The organism is Kribbella sp. NPDC059898, assembly GCF_042730855.1.
GTDB lineage: Bacteria > Actinomycetota > Actinomycetes > Propionibacteriales > Kribbellaceae > Kribbella.
On sequence record NZ_JBHWKR010000017.1, the window covers coordinates 123,625 to 143,313 of the forward strand.

Genomic DNA, 19,689 nt, shown 5'->3' on the forward strand with positions numbered 1-19,689 from the left:
GTCAGCCGCCGGCGAAGGGCGGCAGGGCATCGACGAGCGCGCCCGGCTTCAGCAGTGTGCTGGAATCGGCCCGCTCGCCGTCCAGGAGGAACGTGCAGATCGACAGCACCCGCGCCAGCTCCGGCCGGTCGGTCGACACGGTGCTGACCAGATCGCCGATCGAACCCGCTTCTGCGGTCGCCGACGAGCTGCCGGCCGCCGAACGTGCGGCAGCGAAGTACCTGATGGTCACTTCCGGCATCTGATCCGCGCCTCACTCATCGGTTAAGTCTTCCGCTATTATGTCATCTTGCTGTTGCGAACCAGTGTGTCCCAGGCCCCCGGCAACGACGCCGTTGGGGCCTGACGTGCACTATCAGCACAAGGAGACGGCGTGAGCACGTTACTTCTGCTGACGAACGCGCTGCAGGCCTCCACCGAGGTGCTGCCGTCGCTCGCCTTGCTCCCCCACCAGATCCGCATCCTGCCGGCCGAGGTCTCCGCGCTCGTCGACGCCCCGGACGCCGACGCTGTGCTGCTGGACGCCCGGCGTGACCTGGTCGCGGTCCGGAGCGCGTCGCGGCTGATCCGCACGACCGGGATCGACGTACCGCTGATCCTGGTCGTCACCGAGGGCGGTCTGACCGCGGTGAACGCCGACTGGGGCGCGGACGACGTACTGCTCGACACCGCCGGCCCGGCCGAGATCGAGGCCCGGCTGCGGCTGGTGATCGGCCGGCTCGCGGCGACCCGGAACGACGAGCCCGAGTCCACGCTGATCCGCAGCGGCGACGTGGTCATCGACGAGGCGTCGTACACCGCGAAGCTGAACGGGCGGGCGCTCGACCTGACGTACAAGGAGTTCGAGCTGTTCAAGTTCCTCGCGCAGCACCCGGGCCGGGTGTTCACCCGCGAGCAACTGCTCCAGGAGGTCTGGGGCTACGACTACTTCGGCGGCACCCGGACGGTCGACGTGCACGTACGGCGGTTGCGCGCGAAGCTCGGGCCGGAGCACGAGGCGCTGATCGGGACGGTCCGCAACGTCGGGTACCGGTTCGTCGTACCGCCCGCGCCGAGCACGCGGGAACCGGCGGACGCGCAGGTTTAGAAGAAGAACTTCAGCAGGGTGAAGGCGAGCCCGGCCGCGGTCGTCAGCGCCGCCGGCCAGGAACCGATGCCCTGCTTGAACGCCGCCACGAACGTACCGATCGTGATCGGCACCAGCATCACCAGCAGCGTGACGCCGGCCGCGTGCACGCCGACGTGCGACTGGAACGTCAGGACCCACCCGACCACGAACGCGAACGCCAGACCGAGCCAACTGGTGATCTGCACCGGCCCGTCCGCGCTGCGATGACCCCGATGTGACGCGCGAGTGGCCCGGCGGTGCGAGGTCGGAGCAACGTGCGCCATCACTCACCTTCCGTAAGTGCCTGAGTACGCAAGGTACCAGGATCGCGAAAAGATGCGAAAAAGGGCCGGTGCGTCGCCGCACCGGCCCTTCCGGGGTTTGCCGCTCAGGAACCGAGCGAGATCCGGTCGGTGGCGACCGGGGTGTACGGGTCGTGCGCGCTCAGGTAGTTCGCGAACGCGTCGATATCCAGCCCGCCGAACACCTTGTTCGCCGCGGTGGTGAAGGCCGGGAAGCCGTCACCGCCGTCGGAGAGGAAGTTGTTCGTGACGATCCGGTACGACGTACCGTCCACCAGCGGCTGCCCGCCGATCTTGATCGAGCCTGCCACGACCTTCGAACCCGCCGCGGCGGCCGGGTTCCAGGTGTAGGTGATGCCCGCGACCTGGAGCACCTTGTACTTCGGGGCGTCCGAGCCGTTCACGCCGGAGAACTGCTGCTCCAGCAGGGCCTTGATCTGCGTCCCGGTCATGTCCATCGAGACCAGGAAGTTGTTGAACGGCTGCACGGTGAACGCCTGCCCGAAGGTGACCGCGCCGGCGTTCGACGCCAGGTCGGCGCGGATACCGCCCGGGTTCATGAACGCCGCCACCGGCGTCCTGCCGCCGGACACCACCGACGGGTCGGCGAGCTGCGCGTCCGCGATCAGGTTGCCGAGCGGCGACTCCAGCGAGTCGTCGTTCGTGCGGACCACCGACGGGATGCTGAGGTGGCCGATCACCTTGCTTTCGATCGGCGCGACCAGCGCCTTGTACTTCGCGATCAGCTTGGCCGTCTTCGGGTCCTGGACGACGTCCTGGGTGACGATCTGGTTCTGCGCCAGGGTGTTCGTCCGGTCGACGTCACCGGTCGCGTTGTCGATGCTCAGCCGGACCTCGGTGACCAGCCGGCCGAACGACGATGCGCTGGTGACCAGCCGCGGCTTGCCGGCCTTGTCCGGCAGCGAGCAGTTGTACGCCTGGTGGGTGTGGCCGGAGATGATCGCGTCGATCTCCGGGTCCAGCCCGGCGTTGATGTCGACGATCGGGCCGGAGATCCCCGGGCAGCTGTTGTACGCCTTCGGGTCGGCCGGGAACCCGCCCTCGTGCAGCAGCACGACGATCGACTTCACGCCCTTCTTCTTCAGCTCCGGGACCAGCGCGTTCGCGGTCGCGACCTCGTTCTTGAAGGTCAGGCCCTCGACACCGGACTTGGTCACGATGTTCGGCGTGTTCTCCAGCGTCATACCGATGAACGCGACCTTCTTGCCGTCCTTGAAGGTCTTGATCGTGTACGGCGCGAACAGCGTCTTCTGGGTGTTCGTGAAGAACACATTGGCGCTCAGGTACTTGTACTTCGCGCCCTCGAACGGGTGCTTCGGGTCCGGGCAGGAGTTCTGGTTGTTCTGCCCGTCGCCGTCCGGCAGGCAGCCGCCGGTCTGCATCCGGAGCAGCTCGTGCCAGCCCTCGTCGAACTCGTGGTTGCCCACCGACGCAGCCTCGAGTCCCATCCCGCTCAGTGCTTCCACCGTCGGCTCGTCGTGGAACGCCGCCGACAGCAGCGGCGAGGCACCGATCAGGTCACCCGCGGCGACCGTCACCGAGTCCTGCCCCTTGGCCTTCGCGGCGGCCCGGAGCTCCTTCAGATGCGTGGCGAGGTACGCCGCGCCGCCCGCCGGGATTCCGTTGATGTTGCCGCCCGAACCGGTCGCCGGCTCCAGGTTGCCGTGGAAGTCGTTGATCGCCAGCAACTGGATCTGCGAGTGCGTCGGCTTCTTTGCCTGTACGGCGGTCGCCTCGGGCGCGGCGGCGGACTGGGTCGCAGCCCCCGCCTGGCTCAGGGATCCCCCCGCGGCCAAGGCAAGCGCCACGGCCGCCCCGGCGGCGAGCAGACCAGCAGCGCGCCGTCCCCCCAGCCGTGCTCTGTCTCGTGCCATGTCGTTCTCCGTGTTCTTGGTAGATGAGTCCGCTGAAGTTACCTGAGCAGCAAACCCTCTTTCCAGAACCTGAGAATGAACTCAGCTGAACCTTTTACTGTGTTCCGGTGACTCTTGAAGCCGTTCCCTCCCCGTTGCCCCCGGCCACCGCCGCCGCCGTCACGGAACTCGCCCGTACCGCAGCAGAAAGCGACGGCGTCCACCCGCTGTCCGAACGCACCCTGCTGCACCTCGACGGCGAGCATCCCGGCGACGTCCACGTCCTCGCGTACTCCGGCGAGCCCGGCACCATCGAGGTCAGCGGCCTGCAGAGCGCCCGCAACCTCACCGGGTACGCCACCTTGTCCCCCGACGGCTCCGCCGAACTCGTCGTTGGTGTCCCCTATCGCCGGCAGGGCTTCGGTACGGCGCTGCTCCGGATGCTGCTCGACCACGGCGGCGCGCGTACTCGCGTGTGGGCGCACGGGCGGCTGCCTGGCGCCGACGAACTCGCCCAGCGCCTCGATCTGGAGGTAACACGCGAGCTGTACTTCCTCCGCCGTACCAGGGCTCCTCTGCCGGCACCGGTGTGGCCGGACGGGATCGCCGTACGCACGTTCGTCCCTGGCCAGGACAACGCCGCCTGGCTGGAGGTCAACGCCGCTGCCTTCGCGGACCACCCCGAGCAGGGCAGTTGGACCGCCGCCGACCTGGCCGAACGCCTCCAGCAACCGTGGTTCGACCCTGAGGGCTTCTTCCTGGCCGTTTCTGCAACCGGGGAGCTAGCCGGCTTCCACTGGACGAAGGTCGAGGACGGCGTAGGCGAGGTCTACGTCGTAGGAGTGTCCCCGTCCTTCCAAGGCCAAGGCCTAGGCAAGTCCCTGACCCTCCAAGGCCTCCACCACCTCCAGAACGACCGCGGCCTCGACGAGATCGTCCTCTACGTAGACGGCACCAACACCCCCGCCCGCACCCTCTACACCACCCTCGGCTTCACCACCGCCGCCCTGGACATCCAGTACGCCCCTCACCCACAGTGACCACCATCACAACGATTCCCCCACCCCCTCCGCGTCATAAATCCCCACCCCCACCCGTCCCCCCATCAGCCAGGAGCCGCCCGAGCCTCTAACCCCCCAGCCGAGCGGCTCCTGGCCTTATCCACACCTGCACCTTTTGACATCGCCCCCGCCCCGACACCCCGGTTACGATTCGTGTCAACTACGGAGGGCTGACACTCGTGACACACCGCAACAGGCCAACCCACGCCCTACTGGCCTGCCTAGCCACCACCACACTCCTAACCGCCTGCACCACCCCCAGCCCCAAAGCCGGCCAACCCAACACAGCCCCACCGCCGTCCTCTGCGGCAACCAGTCAGGAGACAAAGTCACCTAGCGCGACCTCAGCTACGCCCACTGGTGCACCTGAACGCCCGAAGGCTGCCACCGGACTTAGCCTGTCCGCAGCGGAGTCCTTCGTGAGGTACTACATCGAACTCCTGAACTACGCCTCAACGACCGGTGATGTCGCACCGATGAAGTCCGCGACCTCGCCGGCGTGCAGTCAGTGCAAGCTGTACGCCGACTACGTCTCGAAGGTGAACGCAGCCAACGGAGGCCTGACCGGCGACTACGTTGAGCGCGTCAACGACGTACCTGACCTCTTCCGCGGAGACGGAGGGCGTGTCGGCGGATACGCGGCAGTGACGATCGGCGCCTACACCTCGAAGGACTCTCCGTCAGCGAAGCCAGTGACGAGCACTGTGCGGCAGTACAAGCGAGAATTCACGCTGAGCGCGCTCAACGGCTCCTGGGTTATGTCGGCAATGAGCCTGGTTCCGCAATCATGAATCCGGCTGCCGCAATAGGTCTGAGTGTGTCGATCTTCGCGTGCGTCGCGTTCGCGGGGACCGTTGAGGCGAGCGCCGCCATGCACTCGTCAGTGACGCGGATACCTACCCGGGCCGACGTAGATGTGACACCGACGCGAGAAGGAGCCCAAGCAAGCCAGGAGGGCATCATCAAGCGCCATGGCAAGCACACCCCTCCGGCGAAGAAGCCCTCTCCGAATACCAAACTGACGTCGGGCGACCGACATCCGCGAGGCAGTCAGCGTCGAGACAACACACCGAGCTCGGCCAAGGACGACTTCGAACTAAACCTAGGTATCTGTGGTCGTGTGCAGCCCGACGGGACGGTTCCCGGGCCGACTCGGTGTCAGATGAGTCGGCGGATCGTGGGGAAGGTGCGTCCGAATGTTCCGCCGAAGGTGGTGCCGCCGCGGCCGGAGGACATCACCTGGGAGGAAGTGCGCAAGGAAACCAAGAACATCGTCTTTCCTGGGCTGTCGGTGAAGGTGCAGCCGAAGGGTAAGACGTTGGTGAACATGGCGACGATCGTCTACACCGACGACAGCAAGGTGTCGACAACGACCGTGACACTGCTCGGTTTCCCCGTCGTGGTCGAAGCCACGCCGATCAGCTACACCTGGGACTTCGGCGACGGCTCCCCGACGGTCACCACCAGTACCCCCGGCAAGCCGTACCCGTCGGCCGACATCACCCACAAGTACCGCAAGCGCCAAGGCGTAGGCATCACCGTCACCACCAACTACGCCGCCCGCTTCAACGTCGCCGACACCGGCTGGCAGTACATCGAAGGCACCGTCCCCATCACCGGCCCCGCCACCCTCCTCCAGGTCCGCGAAGCCGTACCGGTACTGGTTGACCCGGGGCGCTGACCCGAGCCTCACCACCCATGACAGTTGACGATGCGACGCACCGCCCCGGGCTGACGCGGGCACTGCTCGCCTGCCTGGCCGCCAGCACCCTTTTGTCTGCCTGTACAAACACGGGCACCCCCAGCACGACCGCGGTGGCGAGTTCGCCTGCCCCGTCTTCAGTTGACCCGAGCAGCGCACCTCAACGGCCGCAGGCTGCGACCGGCACCAGCCTGCCCGCGGGGAAAGCCTTCGTGCGGTACTACGTCAGCGTCATGAACTACGCGTCGACCACCGGCGACATCGCGCCGATGTTGTCCGCCAGTGATGCCGGCTGCCAGCTGTGCAAGGCGTATTCGGACTATGTGCACAAGGTGAACGCGGCCAATGGCGGGTTGAAGGGCGACTATTTCGAGCGCGTCACCGACGTACCCGACGTGTTCCGGGGAGACAGCGGACGCCTCGGCGGGTACGCCGCCGTCACCATCGGTTCGTACACGTCCAACGACGCCTCGGGAAAGCCTGTCACCAGCGCGGTTCGCCGGTACAAGCGCGAGTTCACCCTGTCACCGCAACAGGGCTCATGGGTCATGTACGAAATGAAGCTTGTGCCGCAATGAGGCTCTGAGGCCCACCCACCAGCTCGAACAGCATGGGGGCTCCCCCCGGCACCGCTCGCGACGAGTCGGCAGACGGCGCGATGTCGTGGAGATTGTCCGCGTGGTCTAACTGAGGGTGTCTCTTAGGTGGTTGGTGAGGTGGGTGTGGGCTTGGCGGGTGGGGCCGGGGAGGGTTAGGAGGTTGGTGTGGCCGTGGGGGAGGGTGGGGTGGTGGATGTGGGTGAGGGGGTTGCCGGCGGCTTGGAGGGCTTGGGCGTAGTCGCGGCCTTCGTCGCGGAGGGGGTCGAAGCCGGCGGTGGTCAGGTAGGTCGGGGGGAGGCCGGTGAGGTCTTCGGCGCGGAGGGGGGAGACGATCGGATCGGGGCGGAGGGCGGGGTCGGGGGTGTACATGTCGCGGTACCAGATGATGTCTTCTTCGGTGAGGATGAAGCCTTCGGAGAAGAGGTCTCGGCTGGGGCGGCGGGCTACCAGGTCCACGCCGGGGTAGAGCAGGACCTGCAGGGCCGGGTGCGGGAGGTCGCGGCGGACGGTTTGCTGGGCGACGACCGCGGCTAGGTTGCCGCCGGCGCTGTCGCCGCCGACGGCTACCAGGTTCGGGTCTACGCCGAGGTCCTCCGCGTGGTCGACGGCCCAGGTGAAGGCGGCGATCGCGTCCTCGGCGGCGGTCGGGGCGGGGGCCTCGGGCGCCAGGCGGTAGTCGACGGACAGGACGCGGATCCCGGCCTCGGCGGCGATCGAGCGGCAGACCGCGTCGTGGGTGTCGAGGTCGCCGACCACCCACCCGCCGCCGTGGAAGAACACCAGCAGCCCACGACCGATTCCATCGCGCGACGCCCGACCCGTCGACGCGGCGGAGGCGGCTCTCGCCGCGTCCTTGGCGGCCTCGGCCGACGTGGATTGCCCGGCGGGCGCCGTAGGCCCGGAGGGTCCGGCGGCCGCGGCGCTAGAGGCCGGCCCGGTGGACGCGGTGGATCCGGCAGGCCCCCCGGGGCCGCCTGCACCGGCGAGCGCGGTCGGGCCGCCGGCTTGGGTGGGTGGGGTGGTGGAGGAGGTGCCGGCGTTGGTTGATGGGCCGTGTGCGGGTTGGGTGGTGGTTGGGCCGGGGCGGGGGGTGTAGAGGCGGGCGCCTAGTTGGCCGGCGGCGCCTCGGACGGTGAGGTCGGTTACTCGTTGTACTTCGGCGGGTGTGCCGGGGATGAGTTTGCAGAGCTGGCGGAAGTGGGCGCGGGCGGTGGCGGCGTCGGTCTTGGTTGTGTGGGGCAACAGGTTGTCCAGGCGCAGGAGCAGCTGGATGTCGGGGTCGAGGGTGTTGCCGTCGATCTGGATCGGGGCGCCGGCGAGGCGGCGGCGTACGGCGGGGGGCAGCGCGTACAGCGGGGCCAGCGCATTCGCCTGTACGGCGTTCAGCGTGTCCCGCAGTGCCGAGGCGTTCAGCGTGTCCCGCAGTACCGAGTCCAGTCGTAGGTTCACGAGGAGTGACGCTAGCAAGAGCGGCCGGCAGGCAACGAAAACGTCACATTCGGCAACGCGCGGACGGCTACCCGTTGTTCACGAAAGGGTGGGATCCTTGTCGACGTGGCTGGAGACTTGCTGGCGTCCCACAACCGGGAGTACGACGTAGAACCGCCGTACGACATCAGTGCGGCCGGCGACCTCCCGGCGGACCGGTTCTCGGACCGGGAGCTGAGCTGGCTGACGTTCAACCAGCGGGTCCTGGAGCTCGCCGAGAACGACCAGATCCCGCTGCTCGAGCGGGCCAAGTTCCTCGCGATCTTCGCCAGCAACCTGGACGAGTTCTACATGGTCCGGATCGCCGGCCTGAAGCGCCGGATCGCTGCCGGGGTCGCGGTCCGCGCGGCCAGCGGGCTGCTGCCCCGGGAGGTGCTGGACCGCAGCCTGGCGAAGAGCCGCGAGCTGATGGACCGGCACGCGGAGACCTGGCGGAAGTCGGTGCAGCCGGCGCTGACCGAGCAGGGCATCGAGATCCTGCGCTGGGACGAGCTGGAGCACAACGAGCGCGAGGACATGACCCGGTTCTTCCGGGAGCGGATCTTCCCGGTGCTGACGCCGCTGGCGGTGGACCCGTCGCACCCGTTCCCGTACATCTCCGGCCTGAGCCTGAACCTGGCGGTCGTGGTCCGCAACCCTGACACCGGCGGCGAGCACTTCGCCCGGGTCAAGGTGCCGCCGCTGCTCCCCCGGTTCGTGAACGTCGCCGACGGCCGGTTCGTGCCGCTCGAGGACGTCATCGCCACCCACCTGGGGCAGCTGTTCCCGGGCATGGAGGTGATCCAGCAGCACACCTTCCGGGTGACCCGCAACGAGGACCTCGAGGTCGAGGAGGACGACGCCGAGAACCTGCTGGCCGCGCTCGAGAAGGAGCTGCTGCGCCGGAGGTTCGGCCCGCCGGTCCGGCTCGAGGTGGAGGAGTCGATCGACCCGCAGGTGAAGGCGCTGCTGCTGTCCGAGCTGGGCGTCACCGAGGCGGAGGTGTTCGAGCTCCCCGGCCCGCTGGACCTGCGTGGCCTGTTCGCGATCGCGAGCCTGGACCGGGCGGAGCTGAAGTACCCGGCGTTCGTACCGTCGACGCACCCGCACCTGTCCGAGGTGGAGACGGCGAACCCGGCGGACATGTTCCACGCCCTCAAGCAGCGCGACGTACTGGTCCACCATCCGTACGACTCGTTCTCGACCAGCGTGCAGCGCTTCATCGAGCAGGCGGCGGCGGATCCGCACGTGCTGGCGATCAAGCAGACGCTGTACCGGACCAGCGGTGACTCCCCGATCGTCGACGCGCTGATCGACGCGGCCGAGGCCGGCAAGCAGGTCCTGGTGCTGGTGGAGATCCAGGCGCGGTTCGACGAGCAGGCGAACATCAAGTGGGCCCGTCAGCTCGAGCACGCGGGCTGCCATGTCGTGTACGGCGTGATCGGCTTGAAGACGCACTGCAAGCTGTCGATGGTCGTCCGTGACGAGCCGGACGGTCTCCGCCGGTACGCGCACATCGGCACCGGCAACTACCACCCGAAGACGGCCCGCCTCTACGAGGACCTGGGGCTGCTGACCAGCGACAAGGTGGTCACCGAGGACGTAGCGCTGCTCTTCAACCACCTGTCCGGCTTCGGTCGCAGCGCCGGCTACCGGCGGATCCTGGTCGCTCCCCAGTCGGTACGGCGGGGTCTCGTCGAGCGGATCGACCGGGAGATCCAGCACCACCACGCGGGCCGCCCGGCGCGGATCCGGATCAAGGTGAACAGCCTGGTCGACGAGGCGTTGTGCGACGCGCTGTACCGGGCGTCGCAGGCCGGCGTACCGGTGGAACTGTGGATCCGGGGTATCTGCACGCTGCGTCCCGGCGTACCCGGGCTGTCGGACAACATCCAGGTCCGCAGCATCCTGGGCCGGTTCCTCGAGCACAGCCGGGTGTTCCTGTTCGAGAACGGCGGTGAGCCGGAGGTGTGGATCGGTTCTGCCGACCTCATGCACCGGAACCTGGACCGCCGCGTCGAGGTGCTGGTGCAGTTGAAGGAGCCGGACCACGTGACGGAGCTGGGCGACATGTTCGACCTGGCGTTCGACGACGGCACCGGTTCCTGGTGGCTGCAGCCGGACGACAACTGGCTCCCCCGGCTGACCGGGCCGGACGGTACGCCGCTCCGGGACCTGCAGGAACGGTTGATCCGGACCCGCGGCCGGCGCCGCGCGATCGACCCGGTCAGCTGACCCCTAGGGTGGCTGTATGAGCAACCCGGCGACCGTTATCGCCGCGGGTGGTGTCGTCTGGCGGGAACGCGGCGACGCCCGGCAGGTGCTGCTGGTGCACCGTCCCCGGTACGACGACTGGTCCCTGCCCAAGGGCAAGCTGACCGCGCACGAGCACGTCCTGCTCGGTGCGCGGCGGGAGATCGAGGAGGAGACCGGGCAGCGGGTGGTGTTCGGCCCGCCGCTCGGGACGCAGCGCTATCCGATCCGCAAGAACGGCGGTACGGCGGAGAAGCTCGTGCACTACTGGTCCGCCGTACCGGTCGAGGACGGCGCGTTCGAGCCGAACGACGAAGTGGACGAGATCAGCTGGCTCTCCGTCGACAAGGCCCGCGGGAGGCTGAGCTACCCGCGTGACGTGGACATCCTGGACGCGCTCGAGCAGGTGGTGCCCGTGGTCGCGACGGTGGTCGTCGTACGGCACGCGGACGCGGTGAAGCGGAAGGACTGGGACGGGAAGGACACGCTCCGTCCGCTCAGCGGTCCGGGTACCGCGGTGGCGGAGGCGCTGGCCGGCGTACTGCAGACGCTCGGCGCGGACAGGATCATCAGCAGCGACGCGGGGCGCTGCGTCGCGACGGTCACGCCGTACGCCGCCTCGATCGACCGCCACATCCACCTGTGGCCGGAGCTCTCCGAGCGCGGGTACGACGCGGACCCGGACGGCCTGCGCGATCTGGCCGACCGGGTGTGGCGCCCGGGCAAGGTGACCGTCGTCTGCTCGCACCGCCCGGTGCTGCCCGCGCTGTCCCGGGAGCTCGGCCTGAAGGTGGGCAAGTTCGCCACCGGCTCGTTCCTGGTCGCCCACCGCCTGACGGACGGCCGCACGGTGCAGGAACGCTTCAGCGCACCCTAGCGACACGGCTCGGTGACGATCCCGGTACGGCGGCAGCCGCGTCCGGGTGACACTGGAGGTGACGGGTATGTTCCTACCCGAGGAACCGGCGTCCCACCGGGTGCTGGTCTGAGGAGAGGTTCGGGGCGCACCATGACGATGATGCGAGAACTGACACTGATCGGGATCCGGATGGAATCGCCCAACCGGGCCCCGGTGATGATGCTGCGCGAGACCGAGGGCTACCGCTACCTGCCGATCTCGATCGGCTCGGTCGAGGCGACGGCGATCGCGTACGAGGAGCAGGGCCTGCGTCCGTCGCGCCCGCTCACCCACGACCTGATGCGGGACCTGATCCAGGCGTTCGACGTCCACATCGACGCGGTCGAGATCGTCGAGCTCCGGGACGCGGTGTTCTACGCCGAGCTCGTGCTCGCCAACGGCGCCCGGGTGTCGGCCAGACCGAGCGACTCGGTCGCGCTCGCGGTCCGCCTGGGTACGCCGATCCGCTGCACCGAAGAGGTACTGCGGGAGGCCGGCGTCGCCACTCCCGAGGAGGAGCAGGCCGAGCTGGAGCGCTTCCGGGAGTTCCTGGACGGCGTCGCCCCGGAGGACTTCTCCAGCTGACACCCGTCAATTGGTCTGACCAATGATGTGACCGGCAAGTTATGAACGAGGCACCGACGGTGGCATGACGGCGTACTACGGTATGCCTGTCCGGGCAACTTGTGCCGCGGGCCGTGGGGGAATCGGTCGTTCACGGGATCGATGCGCTGAGCGTTACCGAAACGTGAGAGAGAAGCCGTTTACATGTACCAAGAGTGACGGCTCTTAACTCAGTTCACCTGTTGGCCGCCTGTCGGCACGCCAGCCGTCGCACACGCTACCGGAACCGTTCACCGCTCGTTCACCAACGACGGACCGCCGCGTCACCTGGTCTCCCTACCGTCTGTGGAAGTTCAGAAGTCTGATTCCCGCAGAAGGGCAACACTCTCGTGTCCGTCAATCGCCTGTTCCGCGTCGGCTCCGTCGCCGTGGCTTCCATCGGCGTCCTGGCCCTCAGCGCCTGTGGCAGCGACCCCCAGTCGTCCGGCTCGTCCTCGCCGTCGGCAGGTTCGTCGTCGTCCAGCGCCGGTACCGAGTGCCCCAAGGGCACCCTCAACGCCGAGGGTTCCTCGGCGCAGAAGAACGCCATCGAAGAGGTCATCAGCAAGTACAACGAGAAGTGCGCCGACGTCACGGTGAACTACAACCCGACCGGCTCCGGCGCGGGTATCAAGCAGTTCAACGCGAACCAGGTCGACTTCGCCGGCTCCGACTCGGCCCTGAAGCCGGACGAGATGACCGCCGCCACGAAGCGTTGCGCGGGTAACGCGGCCATCGACCTTCCGATGGTCATCGGCCCGATCGCGATCGCCTACAACGTCGACGGGGTCACCAAGCTGACCCTCGACGGCCCGACCGCCGCGAAGATCTTCAGCGGCGCGATCAAGACCTGGAACGACCCGGCGATCGCCAAGCTGAACTCCGGCGTCACGCTGCCGTCGTCGCCGATCGCGGTGTTCTTCCGCTCGGACGAGTCCGGCACGACCGAGAACTTCACCAAGTACCTGAAGGCCGCCGGCGGTGGCGTCTGGACGAAGGACCCCGCCAAGAAGTGGACCGGCACCGGCTCCGGCAAGGAGAAGTCGGCGGGTGTCGCCGAGGGCGTGAAGAGCACCAAGAACTCGATCACCTACGTCGAGTGGTCGTACGCCGTCGACAACAAGCTCGGCGTCGCCTCGATCGACAACGGCTCCGGCACCCCTGTCGACCTGTCCGCCGAGTCCGCCGGTAAGGCGCTGGCCGCGGCCGCCCCGGCCGACGCGACCGGCAAGGACCTAGCGCTGAAGCTGGACTACGCGACCAAGGCCCCGGGTGCCTACCCGATCATCCTGGTCACCTACGAGATCGCCTGCACCAAGGGTCTTCCGGCCGAGAAGACCGCGCTGGTGAAGAGCTTCCTGAGCTACTTCGTCGGCAAGGACGGCCAGTCGTCGCTGACCGACCTGAACTACGCGCCGCTCCCGGCCGAGATCCAGACCAAGGTCGACGCCGCGATCCAGGCGATCAGCTGATCGCGAAGCAGTACTGATGCGAGCCCCGGCCGGTCCGAGTCATCGGAGGCGGCCGGGGCTCGTGCCACTGAAGCGACACAACGGCACACGTCACGACTCAGGCGCTTGGAGCACCATCGATGAGTAGTCCAGACGGCACGGCACCGCCCGACCGGCCGGACGGCACGGCCGCGGACCAGGTGGCCGCGGCAGACCCGGCCACCGGCCAGACCGATCCCTCGATCGAGGATCTGGTCCACGAGGACGCCGGCCCGACCCCGCAGTTCGGCGGCCTGGCCACCGAACACGCCGCACACGAAGCGGCGCAGCAGTCCACCGAGGTACTGACCGAGTCCGGCGTCGAGAGCACGGAGGGTACGCCGGCCGCGCCCGCCGCGAAGGCCGACGACGACCGTGCCCTGGCCCTCGGCCCGGTCGGTCACCTGGGCGACCGGTTGTTCGGCGGGCTCGCCCGCGGCTCCGGCGGCCTGGTGGTGCTGATCGTCGCCTTCGTCGGCATCTTCCTGCTGGCGCTGGCGATCCCGGCGCTGGCCGGGGACAAGAGCAGCTTCCTGTTCTCCCGGGTCTGGAACCCGGGCGGCGACAACCCGCAGTTCGGTATCGCCGCACTCTTCTACACCACCGTGGTGAGCTCGATCATCGCCATGCTGATCGCGGTACCGATCGCGGTCGGCGTCGCGCTGTTCGTCACGTACTACGCCCCGAAGCGGCTGGCGTCACCGGTCGCGCACGCGGTCGACCTGCTGGCCGCCGTACCGTCGATCATCTACGGCCTCTGGGGCATCCTGTTCTTCGCGCCGATCCTGCGCCCGGTGATCAACGGGATCTCCGACGCGCTCGGCTGGATCCCGGTGTTCAAGGCCTCGGCCACCGGCGACGTCGGGGTGGTCTTCACGGCGTCGGTAGTGCTGGCGATCATGATCCTCCCGGTGGTCACCGCGATCAGCCGGGAGATCTTCGCGCAGACGCCGATCGCGCACCGCGAGGGCGCGCTGGCACTCGGGTCCACCAAGTGGGAGATGATCCGGATGGCAGTGCTGCCGTACGGTCGCTCCGGTGTGGTCAGCGCCTCGATGCTCGGCCTCGGCCGGGCGCTCGGCGAGACCGTCGCCGTACTGATCATCCTGTCGGTGCCGAACGCCAACGACCCGTGGAACTCGTCGATCTTCGCCGGCGGCGAGACGTTCGCGTCGAAGATCGCCAACAACGCGGCGGAGTTCGACTCGCCGGAGAAGACCGGCGCGTACATCGCGGCCGGTCTGGTGCTGTTCGTGGTGACCTTCTTGGTCAACTCGATCGCGCGGATCATCGTCGAGCGCAGCACCCCGGGCTCGCGGCGGCCCCGCCGCAACCGGCGCGCCGGATCGTCCACTGCTGCCGAAGGAGCCGAGTCATGACCACTGCGACAGCCGACAAGGCGGCGTACGACGGCCGGGCCCTGGACCTGTCCGGCAAGTCCGGTGTGCGGGCGTTCAAGAACACGCTGGCGACCGTGCTGATGGTGCTGGCCTTCGTACTGGCGATGATTCCGCTGCTGTGGATCCTCTACACCGTTGTGACCAAGGGCTACCACCTGCTGCTGAGCGCGGACTGGTGGAACCAGTCGCAGCGCGGCGTCACCGTCCGGCGCGAGGGCGGCGGCGCGTACCACGCGATCATGGGCACGCTGATCATGGGCCTGATCACCGCCGTGATCGCGGTACCGATCGCGATCCTCGGCGCGGTCTACCTGGTCGAGTACGCCAAGGGCACCCGGGCCGCCCGAGTGGTCAGCTTCATGATCGACATCCTCACCGGTGTCCCGTCGATCGTCGCCGCGCTGTTCGTGTACGCGGTCTGGATCACGGTGTTCGGCTTCAACCGGGTCGGTTTCGCGGTGTCGCTGTCGCTGGTGCTGCTGATGCTCCCGGTCGTACTCCGGTCCACCGAGGAGATGCTCAAGCTGGTGCCGGACGAATTGCGCGAGGCGTCGTACGCGCTCGGTGTCCCGAAGTGGAAGACGATCCTGAAGGTCGTCGTACCGACGGCGTTCGGCGGCATCGTCACCGGCGTGATGCTCGGTCTGGCCCGCGTGATGGGTGAGACCGCGCCGCTGCTGATCCTGGTCGGCTACTCGAAGAACATCAACCTGAACCCGTTCAGCGGCTTCATGGGCGCGCTGCCGACGATGATCAACCAGGACCGCAACGACATGGCCCTGCAGCCGGCCAACGACCGCGTCTGGGCGGCGGCACTCACGCTGATCCTGCTGGTCCTCGTCCTCAACCTGCTGGCCCGGGTCGTTGCCCGGTTCAGCGCCGTCAAGTCGAAATAGCGAGAGGTTCCCTTTCCGTTATGGCTAAGCGCATCGAGGTCAGCGGCCTCAACGTCTACTACGGCGACTTCAAGGCCGTCGAGGACGTGTCGATGACGATCGAGCCCCGCTCGGTCACCGCGTTCATCGGCCCGTCCGGCTGCGGCAAGTCCACCTTCCTGCGGACCCTGAACCGGATGCACGAGGTGATCCCGGGTGCCCGCGTCGAGGGCAAGGTGACGCTGGACCAGCAGGACCTGTACGGCAACGGGGTCGACCCGGTCGCGGTCCGCCGCGTCGTCGGCATGGTGTTCCAGCGGCCGAACCCGTTCCCGACCATGTCGATCTTCGACAACGTCGCGTCCGGGCTGAAGCTGAACGGCGTCAAGGACAAGAAGAAGCTCACCCAGGTGGTCGAGCAGTCCCTGCAGGGCGCCAACCTGTGGAACGAGGTCAAGGACCGGCTGGACAAGCCCGGCGCGGGCCTGTCCGGTGGTCAGCAGCAGCGGCTCTGCATCGCCCGGGCGATCGCGGTCGAGCCCGAGGTGATCCTGATGGACGAGCCCTGCTCGGCCCTGGACCCGATCTCCACGCTGGCGATCGAGGACCTGATCGAGAAGCTGAAGGACAAGTTCACGGTCGTCATCGTCACGCACAACATGCAGCAGGCGGCCCGGGTCTCCGACCAGACCGCGTTCTTCAACCTGGCAGCGACCGGCAAGCCGGGGCGGCTGATCGAGATGGCCCCGACCAAGCAGATCTTCTCCAACCCGACCGAGAAGGCGACCGAGGACTACATCACCGGCCGCTTCGGCTGATCCGTCCTGTTACTCCGCGAACGGCCGCTGCGACGCCCTGTCGTGGCGGCCGTCGCCGTTTCCGGGCCCCGGTGTGGGGGCATGACTGCGAACCTGCGGAAAAGATAGGCTGCGCTGATTCCACGACGTTCTCAGAAGGGAACCGCGGTGAGCACACCGACGCCACCTCCCGGCGACGACCAGAACAACCCGAACGGACCGGAGGGCTATCCCGGGCAGCAGCCGGGTCAGTACGGCCAGCCCGGCCAGCCAGGGCAACCGGGCTACGGCCAGCAGCCAGGTTACGGTCAGCAGGAGCCTGGCGGCTACGGTCAGCAGCAGCCCGGTGCCTACGGTCAGCAGCAGCCTGGTGCGTACGGCCAGCAGCAGCCCGGCGGGTACGGGCAGCAGCCCGGCGGCTATGGCCAGCAGCCCGGCAGCTACGGTCAGTACCCCGGTGGGAACGCCGGCTACGGCAACGTCACGCCGCCGAGCAACACGCCGAAGATCCTGTCGATCATCGGCATCGTCTGCTGGTTCTGCTGCTCCCCGGCCGCGATCATCCTGGGCATCGTCGCGCAGGGCAAGTTCCGCGAGCAGGGTCAGCCCGACACGCTGGCGCGGGTGGCCTGGATCGGCGGCATCGTCGCGCTGATCATCGGCATCATCAGCACCATCGTCCGGCTGCAGAACCAGTAGCCGGTACGGCGGGCGGCACGTGTCGCCCGCCGGTCAGACCAGGTTGCGCGCGACGCCGTACACGATGAGCAGGGCAACAATGCCGTAGACGGTCCAGTCGGCGGCCCGGCGGCTCATCCGCAGCCGCGGGAGCTTGACCAGGCGGAGCGACTCGAGCGCCCAGACGAGCACCTGGTAGCCGACGGCAACGCCGATCAGCGGGCCGAGCACGAACACCACGGGGTTGAAGTGCCAGGCGCCGCCGAAGTCTCCGCGGAGCATCGCCGCGGCCATCCGGGTCGACCCGCAGAGCGGGCAGTTCAGGCCGGTGGTCGCGTGCAGGACGCACGGGATACCGATTCGCTGTCCGGACAGCTGGTACACGCCGGCGAGCAGGAACCCGCCGACGCCGACGGAGGTCAGGCCCCAGACCCGGCGGTCCAGCGGCTGGACCGGACCGGTGGGCCGGAGGACGACGCTCTGCGAGACGCTCACGACACAAAGGTATCTCCCAAATACCTGGATCCGTCGGCGGATCTGATCCGTCCGACGATTAGCCTGCAACTCACTCCTCAATGCACCATTGCCAGAAGGGATCGTCGTGAGCACTCCGACGCCACCACCGGGTTACGGCCCGCAAGACCCCCAGCAGCCCGGTCAGCCGGGCCAGTACGGGCAGCAGCCCGGACAGGGTCAGTACGGTCAACAGCCCGGACAGCCGGGACAGTACGGCCAGCAGCCCGGGTCCGGGCAGCAGCAGCCGGGCTATGGGCAGCAGCCGGGGTACGGCCAGCAGCCTGGGCAGTACGGGCAGCAGCCTGGGTACGGCCAGCAGCCGGGTTACGGGCAGCAGCCCGGGTACCCGCAGCAGCCGGGACAGTACGGGCAGCAGCCCGGCTTCCCCGGTCAGCCTGGGCAGTACGGGCAGGCCGGTTACGGGTACGGCGGTGCGCCGTCCGGTGAGCTGGCGAGCTGGCCGCTGCGTGTCGGCGGCTACCTGATCGACGGTTTCATCGTCGGCATCCCGAGCGGTATCGCCAACGCCCTGAGCAACAACACGAGCACCGGCGTGAGCATCATCAGCCTGATCCTGTCGCTGATCAGTCTCGGCCTGTTCGTCTACAACCGCTGGATCCAGCAGGGCAAGACCGGCCAGACGTGGGGCAAGAAGATCGTCAACATCAAGCTGGTCGGCGCCGACACCGGTCAGCCGCTCGGCATCGGCAAGACGATCCTGCGCGACATCACCCACATCCTCGATGCCCTGCCGTGCTACTTGGGCTTCCTGTGGCCGCTGTGGGACGAGAAGAAGCAGACCTTCGCGGACAAGATCAACAACTCGTACGTCGTCAAGCTCTGACCGCAACACCCGGACGCCGCGACCCACAACTGGTCGCGGCGTCCTGCTCAGAACTGTCAGTGGGAGCGTAAGAGGCCCGCGCAGGTGACTGCCCACAGCACGCTGGTGAACGTGCCGATGATGAAGCGTTCTGCGACGGCCTGCGGAGTGACGGAGGCCGGCTGGTCCGGGCTGCGCAGCTCCGGATACCTGGCCAGCCCCTTGATGGCCAGCACGATCGCAATGCCCTCCGGCCAGCCCGCCACCAGCGACGCGTAGACGGCCAGCCGTTCGAGCGCACCGATCAGTGCGCCGCCACGCAGTACCTCTCCGGCTTTCTGCGTCGATTGGGCGTGTGTACTGCGTCTGTCCGCCAATGCCAGCACAGACGTCGTCAGCGGCCCTCCCCCGGCCACTGCGAGCCCTCCCGCGACCAGTAGCAGCAAATCCCACCACTGCTCAGCCCAGCCGGCCACACCGTCGCTGACGAGCAGCAGTACGCCGACAGCCGCCAGGCAGGCGAGCATGACGCCGCTGATGGCGATCTCGAGGTTGGACCCAGACTTGGGGACCCACGCCAGTACGGCGAGAACGAACGCGACCGCGGTCAGCGAGAGGACCAGGGCCGTCACGCAGCGACCCCGTGATGGAGGAGGTCCGCGGCGAGCACCCGGCCGCGCTGTTCCTCGGCGTACCCGGCCGCTTGGGCCCGTTGGGTGACTGCCGACTGGCTGATGCCGAGTTTCACGCCGATCTCCCGCCTGGTGAGTCCTTCGGCCAGCAGGTCGGCCACGGCCCACCCGCGCTCGCTACGGCGACGCAGTACGGACGCCATCAACCACAGCACCGTTTCCACCTGCTCCGCGCCGTGCGGGTCCGCTCCGACCACGTTCACGTGGTGCGGGCTCGACTTGGCCCGCGTCACCGCCTCCCGGGCGAATACGAACGCGTCGCCGCTGCCGGCCCTGGTACTGCGTGGCAGTGGCTCGCTGACCTCGCCGATGCCGAGGCCGACGTACCAACTGTCCGACCGCAGCAGCTCCACGATCACGTCGACGGTGGCCCGCGCCTCGTCCAGCACGCCCTGCACCTCGTCCCCGGCGGTCCGCTCGAACTTGCGTAACAACCCGGTCCGCCGCGGCCGGTGGTTCAGGGCGGTCAGCAGCTCGGGTACGAGATCACTCGTGCTTCGGCTGCCCCGCTGATCTACCGTGAGTACGAACACCATCACCCGACCTCCTTC

At 68.1% G+C, this 19,689-nt stretch carries 21 protein-coding genes; 14 read left to right on the forward strand and 7 right to left on the reverse strand.

Annotated elements, in window-relative coordinates; genetic code table 11:
• Position 1 precedes the first annotated feature (1 nt).
• Positions 2-241: a MoaD/ThiS family protein gene (locus ACFV9C_RS37740; RefSeq protein ID WP_380201502.1), complete on the reverse strand. Its 240-nt coding sequence runs from the start codon at positions 239-241 to the stop codon at positions 2-4.
• A 132-nt stretch (positions 242-373) separates the two neighbouring features.
• Here ACFV9C_RS37740 and ACFV9C_RS37745 point away from each other — a divergent pair, with 132 nt between their 5' ends.
• Positions 374-1,087 (forward strand): winged helix-turn-helix domain-containing protein, encoded by a 714-nt coding sequence (locus tag ACFV9C_RS37745; RefSeq protein WP_380201504.1) that lies wholly within the window; start codon positions 374-376, stop codon positions 1,085-1,087.
• On the opposite strand, the gene ACFV9C_RS37750 is transcribed toward ACFV9C_RS37745, so the two are convergent.
• Together ACFV9C_RS37750 and ACFV9C_RS37755 are read right to left on the reverse strand one after the other, a co-directional pair.
• Positions 1,084-1,314, reverse strand: a complete 231-nt coding sequence (locus ACFV9C_RS37750) for a hypothetical protein (RefSeq protein ID WP_380201506.1) — start codon at positions 1,312-1,314, stop codon at positions 1,084-1,086. The two genes, ACFV9C_RS37745 and ACFV9C_RS37750, sit on opposite strands and share 4 nt — an antisense overlap.
• A 182-nt stretch (positions 1,315-1,496) precedes the next feature.
• Positions 1,497-3,305 (reverse strand): bifunctional metallophosphatase/5'-nucleotidase, encoded by a 1,809-nt coding sequence (locus ACFV9C_RS37755; protein ID WP_380201508.1) that lies wholly within the window; start codon positions 3,303-3,305, stop codon positions 1,497-1,499.
• Between the two features lie 107 nt (positions 3,306-3,412).
• Between ACFV9C_RS37755 and mshD the strand changes: the two genes are divergently transcribed.
• From mshD to ACFV9C_RS37775, 4 genes are all read left to right on the forward strand, one after another.
• A complete protein-coding gene (mshD, locus tag ACFV9C_RS37760) occupies positions 3,413-4,324 on the forward strand; it encodes a mycothiol synthase (RefSeq protein ID WP_380201510.1) in 912 nt (303 codons plus the stop codon).
• A gap of 200 nt (positions 4,325-4,524) precedes the next feature.
• A complete protein-coding gene (locus ACFV9C_RS37765; protein WP_380201513.1) occupies positions 4,525-5,136 on the forward strand; it encodes a DUF6318 family protein in 612 nt (203 codons plus the stop codon).
• Between the two features lie 395 nt (positions 5,137-5,531).
• Entirely contained in the window at positions 5,532-6,026 is a 495-nt protein-coding gene (locus ACFV9C_RS37770) for a PKD domain-containing protein (protein WP_380201515.1), read from the forward strand.
• 17 nt (positions 6,027-6,043) lie between these two features.
• Complete coding sequence (locus tag ACFV9C_RS37775; protein WP_380201517.1) at positions 6,044-6,625, forward strand: DUF6318 family protein; 582 nt, start codon at positions 6,044-6,046, stop codon at positions 6,623-6,625.
• A 105-nt stretch (positions 6,626-6,730) separates the two neighbouring features.
• Here ACFV9C_RS37775 and ACFV9C_RS37780 read toward each other — a convergent pair whose 3' ends face one another.
• Positions 6,731-8,095 carry an alpha/beta hydrolase gene (locus ACFV9C_RS37780; RefSeq protein ID WP_380201519.1) on the reverse strand — a complete coding sequence of 455 codons (1,365 nt, stop codon included), beginning with the start codon at positions 8,093-8,095 and terminating at the stop codon, positions 6,731-6,733.
• Positions 8,096-8,188: 93 nt separating this feature from the next.
• Between ACFV9C_RS37780 and ACFV9C_RS37785 the strand changes: the two genes are divergently transcribed.
• The 8 genes from ACFV9C_RS37785 to ACFV9C_RS37820 all read left to right on the forward strand — a co-directional run bounded on the left by ACFV9C_RS37785 (position 8,189) and on the right by ACFV9C_RS37820 (position 17,128).
• Positions 8,189-10,348, forward strand: a complete 2,160-nt coding sequence (locus tag ACFV9C_RS37785) for an RNA degradosome polyphosphate kinase (RefSeq protein ID WP_380201596.1) — start codon at positions 8,189-8,191, stop codon at positions 10,346-10,348.
• Between the two features lie 16 nt (positions 10,349-10,364).
• A complete protein-coding gene (locus tag ACFV9C_RS37790; RefSeq protein ID WP_380201521.1) occupies positions 10,365-11,243 on the forward strand; it encodes an NUDIX domain-containing protein in 879 nt (292 codons plus the stop codon).
• 141 nt (positions 11,244-11,384) lie between these two features.
• Complete coding sequence (locus ACFV9C_RS37795; protein WP_380201523.1) at positions 11,385-11,849, forward strand: bifunctional nuclease family protein; 465 nt, start codon at positions 11,385-11,387, stop codon at positions 11,847-11,849.
• 368 nt (positions 11,850-12,217) lie between these two features.
• On the forward strand, positions 12,218-13,339 hold the full coding sequence (gene pstS, locus ACFV9C_RS37800; RefSeq protein ID WP_380201525.1) for a phosphate ABC transporter substrate-binding protein PstS: 1,122 nt from the start codon (positions 12,218-12,220) through the stop codon (positions 13,337-13,339).
• Between the two features lie 398 nt (positions 13,340-13,737).
• Complete coding sequence (gene pstC, locus ACFV9C_RS37805; protein ID WP_380201598.1) at positions 13,738-14,736, forward strand: phosphate ABC transporter permease subunit PstC; 999 nt, start codon at positions 13,738-13,740, stop codon at positions 14,734-14,736.
• Complete coding sequence (pstA, locus tag ACFV9C_RS37810) at positions 14,733-15,653, forward strand: phosphate ABC transporter permease PstA (protein WP_380201527.1); 921 nt, start codon at positions 14,733-14,735, stop codon at positions 15,651-15,653. The genes pstC and pstA overlap by 4 nt, the downstream gene beginning before the upstream one ends.
• A gap of 20 nt (positions 15,654-15,673) precedes the next feature.
• Positions 15,674-16,450 (forward strand): phosphate ABC transporter ATP-binding protein PstB, encoded by a 777-nt coding sequence (pstB, locus tag ACFV9C_RS37815; protein ID WP_380201529.1) that lies wholly within the window; start codon positions 15,674-15,676, stop codon positions 16,448-16,450.
• A gap of 147 nt (positions 16,451-16,597) precedes the next feature.
• Positions 16,598-17,128, forward strand: a complete 531-nt coding sequence (locus ACFV9C_RS37820) for a DUF4190 domain-containing protein (protein ID WP_380201531.1) — start codon at positions 16,598-16,600, stop codon at positions 17,126-17,128.
• 33 nt (positions 17,129-17,161) lie between these two features.
• On the opposite strand, the gene ACFV9C_RS37825 is transcribed toward ACFV9C_RS37820, so the two are convergent.
• The gene (locus ACFV9C_RS37825) at positions 17,162-17,602 is read right to left on the reverse strand and encodes a DUF2752 domain-containing protein (RefSeq protein WP_380201533.1); all 441 of its coding nucleotides are present in this window, start codon (positions 17,600-17,602) and stop codon (positions 17,162-17,164) included.
• A gap of 106 nt (positions 17,603-17,708) precedes the next feature.
• On the opposite strand from ACFV9C_RS37825, the gene ACFV9C_RS37830 reads away from it, so the two are divergent.
• A complete protein-coding gene (locus tag ACFV9C_RS37830) occupies positions 17,709-18,467 on the forward strand; it encodes an RDD family protein (RefSeq protein ID WP_380201535.1) in 759 nt (252 codons plus the stop codon).
• Between the two features lie 56 nt (positions 18,468-18,523).
• Here ACFV9C_RS37830 and ACFV9C_RS37835 read toward each other — a convergent pair whose 3' ends face one another.
• Together ACFV9C_RS37835 and ACFV9C_RS37840 are read right to left on the reverse strand one after the other, a co-directional pair.
• Positions 18,524-19,078: a hypothetical protein gene (locus ACFV9C_RS37835; RefSeq protein WP_380201537.1), complete on the reverse strand. Its 555-nt coding sequence runs from the start codon at positions 19,076-19,078 to the stop codon at positions 18,524-18,526.
• Positions 19,075-19,674, reverse strand: coding sequence for a transposase (locus tag ACFV9C_RS37840; RefSeq protein WP_380201539.1), 600 nt, complete (start codon positions 19,672-19,674; stop codon positions 19,075-19,077). Before ACFV9C_RS37840 ends, ACFV9C_RS37835 begins: the two co-directional genes overlap by 4 nt.
• Positions 19,675-19,689 lie beyond the last annotated feature (15 nt).